General features: G+C 62.2%; 7 protein-coding genes and 1 pseudogene. All 8 read right to left on the bottom strand.

Annotation, left to right across the window (positions count from 1 at the left end; all coding sequences use genetic code 11):
* The coding region (locus JJ869_RS20870) for a hypothetical protein (RefSeq protein ID WP_292270328.1) at nucleotides 1-211 on the bottom strand (211 nt) is incomplete at its 3' end.
* Complete coding sequence (locus JJ869_RS20865) at nucleotides 208-1,140, bottom strand: TIGR02594 family protein (protein ID WP_292270324.1); 933 nt, start codon at nucleotides 1,138-1,140, stop codon at nucleotides 208-210. The genes JJ869_RS20865 and JJ869_RS20870, both read right to left, overlap by 4 nt.
* Nucleotides 1,141-1,215: 75 nt before the next feature.
* The gene (locus JJ869_RS20860; RefSeq protein ID WP_292270322.1) at nucleotides 1,216-1,527 is read right to left on the bottom strand and encodes a phage holin family protein; all 312 of its coding nucleotides are present in this window, start codon (nucleotides 1,525-1,527) and stop codon (nucleotides 1,216-1,218) included.
* Nucleotides 1,524-2,180 (bottom strand): tail fiber domain-containing protein, encoded by a 657-nt coding sequence (locus tag JJ869_RS20855; RefSeq protein WP_292270320.1) that lies wholly within the window; start codon nucleotides 2,178-2,180, stop codon nucleotides 1,524-1,526. The genes JJ869_RS20860 and JJ869_RS20855 overlap by 4 nt, the downstream gene beginning before the upstream one ends.
* On the bottom strand, nucleotides 2,180-4,726 hold the full coding sequence (locus JJ869_RS20850) for a phage tail protein (RefSeq protein ID WP_292270318.1): 2,547 nt from the start codon (nucleotides 4,724-4,726) through the stop codon (nucleotides 2,180-2,182). Before JJ869_RS20850 ends, JJ869_RS20855 begins: the two co-directional genes overlap by 1 nt.
* Nucleotides 4,727-4,971: 245 nt before the next feature.
* Nucleotides 4,972-5,379 (bottom strand): hypothetical protein, encoded by a 408-nt coding sequence (locus JJ869_RS20845; protein WP_292270316.1) that lies wholly within the window; start codon nucleotides 5,377-5,379, stop codon nucleotides 4,972-4,974.
* A 29-nt stretch (nucleotides 5,380-5,408) separates the two neighbouring features.
* The gene (locus tag JJ869_RS20840) at nucleotides 5,409-6,578 is read right to left on the bottom strand and encodes a hypothetical protein (protein ID WP_292270313.1); all 1,170 of its coding nucleotides are present in this window, start codon (nucleotides 6,576-6,578) and stop codon (nucleotides 5,409-5,411) included.
* 81 nt (nucleotides 6,579-6,659) lie between these two features.
* Nucleotides 6,660-6,874: pseudogene (locus tag JJ869_RS20835) on the bottom strand (hypothetical protein); the annotation flags it as partial.

Raw genomic sequence — 6,874 nt, 5'->3', positions numbered from 1 at the left:
CAGTGTTTTGAAGGTCATGACGGATGTCCTTGGACGTTTGCAGCGCGCGGACACGGGCATCGGCGCGGCGGATGGCGAGGTCGGCCTCTGCGGCGTGCTTGCCCTGCCGGAGCAGGATCCAGACTGCGACGCCAACGGCCGCAACAATTGTGCCCCAATAAGCGAAGCGTCGACCAAGGCCGGAGAGCAGCGCGGTTAGAACGAGGCTCATGGCGTTTTCCCCGAGCGGTGGTCGTCGATCCGGGCCGCCTTCGCGCGGAGCGCATAAACGACCACGCCGATGAACACCCCCGCACCAATCCATGGCAGGGCGATGGAAAGTGCGTTTTCCAGCCCGATCAAGGTGAACACGCGCCCGGCCATGTCGCGGGCCTGCTCGGCCTCCATCAGCGCCGGGGCGATCTGGCTGCCGATCGATCCCGCTGCACCAATGACACCGAGACCGATCTGCGCATTGGATGCCGTTACGATCCGGCTTTCTGCAGGCGCGCCAGATGCCCTCTCAGATGCAATTTTCCGAGGAGACGCTCTTTCCAGCGCTTCGGTCAGCGCCACATCGATGATCGGCACGAGAGCCAGATCGTTGTCGTTTCGGAAGGCCAAAATGGCAGCGCGGGTGCGCGGCCCCACTTTTCCGTCGACTTGGCCGACTTCGTGATAGCCCAGATCCTTCAACCGCTGCTGAACCGCCCTCACCGACAGCGTCACAGCGGGCGCGACATTCCCGGCGCGCCGCACACCGAGGAGTTTCGAGGCCGGGTAGCGCTTCACATTGACGGCGTCGTCTTGGTTACCGCCCAGGCCCCAGACCCAAGCGCCCTCGATCCGGTCAATGAAGAACACATGGCCCTGCCAGTTGGAATTGCCGCGCGGAATGACCCCGATGTCGCCTTGCTGGGCATCTGCCACCTCGATGGGCACGCCCCAGTCGAGATAGGAGCGCGCCGTCAGCTTGCGGGTGGATTTGATCCCGGCCATCTCGAGGCAATGTCCGACGAAGGCCGCGCACCAGGCGACGGAGTCGTGTTCAACCCAATCGTGTCCGACAGAGGCATACATCTCCATGATGACGGGGTTGTCGGCGGGGCCCGGGCCCTCGGTTGTGCCGATGTAGCTTCGGGCGATATCGAATGGCGTCATGGTTGTCTCCCATGCAAAGCAAAGCGCCGCCCGAGATGGGACGGCGTGTGTGATTTCAGCGACTTGGTGGACGGTTTATTTCTTACGGCAGAGCCAGGCGGCGAGCAGTGCTTCGGCCCCACGTGGGCCCAGATAAGCAAGGGTTGCCACAAACCCGGTCGAGACGGGCTGCGACAGGCCGATGTAACGCGCTGCCGCCTCCCCGATCAGCGCCATGCCGACGGCGACGGGGATTTCCCAGAGAAGTTCCTTGCCGAAGAAGCGGCGGTTGCCGAGCTTCACCTCGCCCGAATGCCACATGAGCCGCCCCGTAAAGGCGCCGATCAGCGTGGTCACGGCGCCTCCGAAGACCGAGTTGATCATGTCGATGAACCCACCCTCATTCATGGGCGCGCCTCCTCTAATTCCGCCACCCGGGCGGCCAGGTCCTTGACGGCCTCAATCAAAAGGCCGGTGATATTGCCGTAAGCGACAGAGAGTTGTCCTGCCTCGCCGACCCGCACCACTTCCGGCAGGACGGCCTCGACCTCCTGTGCGATGACGCCGATCTGGCGACTGCCATCCATGGTGAACCGCACGCCGCGCAGGGCGGAGACCAGAGCCAGCGCGTCGGTGATGGTCTCCACCTCGGATTTCAGGCGGGCATCAGACGAGGAGACGAAGTTCGGGGCGGTGACGACGCCAGTGAAGGTTGCCCCGGACAGCGCCGCTTTTGCTGCGATCGCCGTGTCATAGTCGGCAGAGGATTTCGTGGCCATGGTCCCGAGGCCAAGGTTGGTCCGAGCTACGGCGGTATTTGCCAGCCCCGCCAGATTGCCTGCCGCATCCAGCAGCGCGTCCCAGCCTGTGTTGGTGGCGTTTCGTCGGCGCAGCACCGACGGCGACACCGAGGTATCGACCCAGAGCATACCGGCAACCGTGGCTGTTGGTGCCGAGGACCCGGCACTCGTCGATTGCAGTGCGGCGATCACCTCATTGATGCGCGCTCGAACGGCCGCGCCCGCGTCGTTCGCGATCACGAAGTTGGATGTCTGCGCCATCAAACGACCTCATCGGCATAAAGCCGTAGCTGCGAGACGATGGGCGTGTAGGACGCATCCTTCGTCGTGAGATGTGCCCGCGCTTCTACCGCGCGGGCCTCGATTTCGTGATTGTCGAGCCGGCCCCAGGGACCCCAGTTCGGCGAAGCGGCAGGATCGTCATCGGTTTCGCGGATCTCGAAGAGCACGTCGATTTCTGCACCAGCCGATCCATCAAAGTCGGCCCACGTGTCCATGAATGCGGTCCGCGCGTCGATCCGGTCATTAAGCGCCAGGGCGGCAACGCCGATTTCTGAGCGGAGCCGCACGCGTTTCACCGCGCCGAGATCGAGCCCGGCAGCAAAGCCGTACTGCCCCTCCATCGTAGAGACCTGCGTCACGCCATTTGCCGTTGCCGTGGCGAGAGTCAGGTTCGAACCCGTGACCTGCAGCCCAGATTTCGGGCCGAAGAAGCCGGGATCAGCCTGCAGGAAGTCCAAGGTCGAGAAGGCCAGCACCTGCGCGCCCTTGGTCGAGACCCGGGTTTCAGGGCCAGCACGGCCGCCGCTGTCTTCAGCCCGCACCAGATAGGTGCCGGGTTTGAGCGGCACCACGGCGATGGCTTCGCCGCCCGAGACCCGGTCCATCGAATAGCTGTCGGCCCAGGTGGCCGTCGCTTCCTTCGAGTGGCGGATCACGATGTTGCCGCCGACACGCACGTCTGGATCGGCCGAGCGGGTCCACTTCAGGATCGCAAGGCCACCCGCCGTTTGTAGCGTCACATTCTCAAGTTGGGCCGGTGGGGCGGTCAGGCCGAGGATTTCGGCTTGGGTTTCCTGCCAGGGCGAGGAGACACCCAGAACTGAGATCGCCTTCACGCGGAAGGCCCAATCCCCCGGCGCGATGTCGCGGATTTCCAGCGTGGTGCCATCCGTCCGCCCATAATCGATCCATTCGGCCGCACCAGCAAGTTTGCCTTGCAGCTGATAGGCCGCGACAAAACCCGAAGGTGCAGCTTCCCAGCTGATCTTCGCGAGCACCTTCAGCCCGCCCCCATCCCGCGTGATGTAGAGGTCCTCGGTGACCTGTGGCGCGCCGGGGGCGGGGATGTCATGGGCATTCGGCAGCACCGTCCGCGGGGCGGCTGCGTAGATCTGCTGCTCGGATGCTGACCAATCATATACCAAGGGCGAGGTCTCGCGCAGGACCAGTTCCGGCAGCAATAGCGCCCCATCGCCCGAGGCCGTCAGATCGAGGCTCACCCCGTGCACCTCGAAGGGCTTCGCCGCAAAGCCCCACCGGGCGTAGGAAAGCGTTACTACATCGCCGACGGTGGCCGCCCAGGCGGAAAGCTTGCCCGACAGCCGCACCGTCATCTGCCGACGTGCACGCTCCAGCTCAATCTTGGCCAGTCGCTGCGCAATGGCGGCGGAGATCGTGAAGGGCAGCGAGATATCGCGCCATTTCCGCTCACCACCGTCCTCAACGAGGTAAACATCCGAGGCAAAGGCCGGAAAGTCATCCGGCTGCCAGTCGTTCTCGGGGCTGACGAACTGCCCCCGTACGCCGTTGAAGTTCGAGGACATGGTCACGCGCGTGGCGAGCGTCAGCCCGCCCTCGCGCACATGATCCGAGGTGAGCGCGACATCAGGCGCACGCCAGGCACCAGCATGAATGCGCCAGGACCCGCCTGAGAAGGCGCAGCGCCCGGCGAAGCTCGACAGCATCCCCTCAATGATGGTCTTCGGGACTTCCGAGAGGGTGATCACCCCGTTGCAGGCATAGCGCGGCTCGGATCCACCGCCTGCAAGAGGAACGGTCTCGTCACAGATGTTCGCCGCCTCAACGAGGGACATCTCGTCGATCCCGTCGGGCTGGCCGATGCGCGCGCCAATGCCCCAGGTCGCGTTGGCCATATAGTCGGCCAGGCAGAGGGCGGGGTTTTCGGAATAGCCTGCGGTTTGGGTGCGGGGGTCCCAGATGTCGTCTTTACCCTCGATGTCCACCGTGATGTTCGGGATCCCGCCCGGGAAGGCGTCCTGGTCATAGGTGAGCCGCAACCGGATCGCGGCACAACCCCGCAGCCGATGGTTCTCAGTCCATTTGTCCGGCAGCGCGGATTTCAGGCCTGCGAAAGCCGTCTGGTCGGCGGCGCCGAGTTTCTTTTCAACGACGACCCTTCCGGCCCAGCGACCCTGGGCGGTACCAGCTGCATTCACAGCCACTTCGCCCTCAAAATAGATGGCGCCGATCGATTTGACCTGATGCGTGGCCAGCACGATCACCAGATCGAGGTGTTTGTTGTCTGATCCTGAGGAATGCAGGAAGACGATGACCCCGCCCTTGCGGGTGCGGCCGTAGACGAGGTCGCGCGGCACCACCGGCTCGCGGATCGTCACCGTCCGCGGCTGCATCGTGGTCTGCGGTTTTGGCATCAGGGCCTGCGCCGCGTAGGACAGCAGAAGCGTGCCGCCGATCCGCAAGAGCGCAGCGCCAATGCCGCCCGCAGCCAATACGCCGCTGATCGCCCCCGCGATCGCGGTGACGGCTGTCACGATGAAGGGCATCGAAGGGTTCCCGCGAAAGAGGTCTGAAGAAGCATTGTTCGAGCTTTGAAAACACAGAGCTTGTTTGCTAGGGTCGGCGCGAGAAGGCCCATCACTTTTTTTTGCTCACCGAGGTCTGGGTGACGCATATTGACCCTGCAGTACCCAAGCTGCTCGTCCTCAGGGTCTCCGTCAGCCCAAAGCGCGGTCCGGGAGGAGGAGCCTGGACCGCGCGGTAAAAATCTGCAGTTTAAGCCACCGGCAAATCAGACCGCCCAAGCAAATCGGCAAGAGGTCAGCGGTACGGTGACGAGACCTTCAGGGGCCATCCCAACCGCCGAGGCCCCTGTGCAGATGCCGAAGCCAAGACCGGTGTCGGCCAGAACCACATCACCGCGTTGAGTGAGAAGGACAGACCGGCGAGGTTCTCCCAAGAGCGCGCGCCCCATCTCCTCAAGCGAAGCCCAGCCCAGTCGGCGCATCACGCGCTGCCCGCCAAGCGCGGTGGTGTAACGACCGCGCCAGAGGGCTGCGATATCCTCACCGCCGGTCAGGATCATGCGCACCTCGAAGGCAAATGTCGGGCAGTCGTGGACGCTCCAAACGAAAGGCTTAGCCCGTGCCGCATCGATGGCTGCGGCGAGAAGGCGTTCCCAGTGGTCAACATGTGGCATTGATCATTCCACCTGGAGTATCGCTGAGCCTAGTTGGACGATCGGTGCGCGAGGCGGGGACGAACCGAATTTACCAGACGATTGGCGGTGTCAGTCAGCCAGCGCAACTGAGCCTCCTCGTTCCCGACTTCAGCAATTGGCCGGGAAATGGCGATCGTTACGACCCCAGGCTTTTTCCCTGCCTCGACACGCAAGTCTGACAAGCCGGTTTCGTTCTTGAGGGCATTCGCTTCCTCGATCAATCCGTGCAGATCGACGCTGTCGTCCTGCACGAGGTAGAAGCCGAGGCTATCTTGATACCGGTATCCGGTGAGCCAGCGTCCGGGCCGTGGCATGCTGATCCGCACCCAGTTGTTTCCGCCATGCGTTGGTTTTGTTTGGTCCGGGTGGTCGAAGCGAACCGTTGAAATAAACCTGTCCCAGAAAGACCTATTGGCGCTCCGCACGTCCGAGCCATTTGTTCCTGGAGGCCCGACCTCTTCCTCCGAAACGTCCTCGGTGACGAGGGGACGATCTTGTGCATCAACTAGAACGCGCTGACGCAGGATTTCCGTTCTGAAGGGAATATGGGGCACCAAAAGATGTTGCCCGTTGCTGTCCTTCCAGACCTGCAATTCAAGCAGGGTAAGTCGTGCACCACGGTCGAGAAGATGTTCGGCGATCGCAGCGGTATCTTCACGGATGCCGTCACCCGCGATGATCAGTTCGATGTCACCGCGCGCAAGACTGGACGCAACGCGATCTGTGAACTCTTCCTCTGTCGCTGCGTCAGGAATACCAGCGACAAGATCATACAGAGGGTTCTGTCCCGTCATGCCAAATCTGCTTTTTAGCGTTGCGGTCAGATCTGAATAGCTCAGGCGTCGAAACAGAGACGCATACTCGAGCAGCTGGGCAATCACTTCTCGACGTGCCTGCGGGTTTCGCCAGAGCTTGCATTCAATCAAGACCGGTCGGCCATGGCGGGTGACCCCAAACACGTCGACAAATACAGACGAGCCGTATTTCGACAGCGGAAATTCCCGGCAAACAGAAATAAAGTCTCCCGCGCCAGGATCGATCCGGTTCAGAGGTATGATCCTCGGATATTCAAAAATCTTGTCCCTCAGCCAGTGTTCGTTCATGCCGCTGCGCAGATCGACTCGTTCAAGGTAGGTTGCCGTTTCAAGGGCCGCATCGAGCAGGAGCGAAGACGTCATCAGGTGGACCTTTTTAGTTTTTGGTGAACAAAACCATGCCTATCGCGACAGAAGATACAAGCACTTGCGGCGCGCTCCTCGTCAGCCACGCCCCCAGGTGATTTCCCTGTCCTGGATCGCGGTGACATATTCAAACCCGAGATCGCCCGGGAACAAGACCTGCTGGCTTTCATGGGTGTAGCGCCAGGTCCGCGCCACGGTGAGATCGATCAAGCGGCTTTCATAGCTGATGGTGATCGTGCAGGTATCCGCGTCGTCCTTGATTTCAGGGACATCGAGCCGACCTGAGAAGGCCT

This window comes from Marivita sp. (assembly GCF_017643905.1).
GTDB lineage: Bacteria > Pseudomonadota > Alphaproteobacteria > Rhodobacterales > Rhodobacteraceae > Marivita.
Note: the sequence above shows the minus strand (reverse complement) of the source record. Positions and strands in the feature narration are given on the sequence as shown.